The organism is Vibrio sp. 2134-1 (genome assembly GCF_033339495.1).
On record NZ_JAWOUS010000311.1, the window covers coordinates 1 to 781 of the forward strand.

The 781-nt window shown below is 48.0% G+C and carries 1 protein-coding gene; it reads right to left on the reverse strand.

Translation table 11 applies throughout. From position 1 onward, the window contains the following. Positions 1–781: ribonucleotide reductase N-terminal alpha domain-containing protein (locus R7R78_RS25660; protein WP_318119578.1), on the reverse strand; the 781-nt coding region annotated here is incomplete at both ends.

Below are 781 nucleotides of genomic sequence, written 5' to 3' on the forward strand. Positions count from 1 at the left end.
ATGTGACGAACGCGGTTCTCTTCAACACCACGGTTGTTCTTAAGCACCATTAGTGAACGTGCTTCGCCGTGCCACATTGGGTAGAACACCGTTGCTGCACCACCACGTACACCACCTTGAGAACAACATTTTACGGCTGTTTGGAAGTACTTGTAGAACGGGATACAACCTGTGTGGAACGCTTCACCGCCACGGATCTCAGAACCTAGCGCACGAATGCGACCCGCGTTGATACCGATACCAGCACGTTGAGATACGTAACGAACAATAGAACTTGCAGTTGCGTTGATAGAATCTAGGCTGTCACCACACTCAATCAGTACGCATGAGCTGAACTGACGAGTAGGGGTACGTACACCAGACATAATTGGTGTAGGTAGAGAGATTTTAAATGTTGACGTCGCATCGTAGAAACGCTTGATGTAGTCAAGACGTGTTTCTTTCGGGTAGTTAGCGAATAGGCAAGCCGACACTAAAATGTAAAGGAACTGAGCACTTTCGTAGATCTCGCCAGACACACGGTTTTGCACGAAGTACTTGCCTTCAAGCTGTTTGACCGCAGCGTAAGAGAAGTTAAGGTCGCGTTTGTGGTCGATGTAAGAATCTAGTTCGTCCAGTTCAGCTTTTGAGTAGTCTTCGAGGATATGTTGGTCGTACTTACCCATATCTACAAGACGAGACACGTGATCAAACAGCGTTGGCGGCTCATATTGGCCGTACGCTTTTTTACGTAGGTGGAATACCGCTAGGCGAGCAGCTAGGTATTGGTAATCCGGGGTCT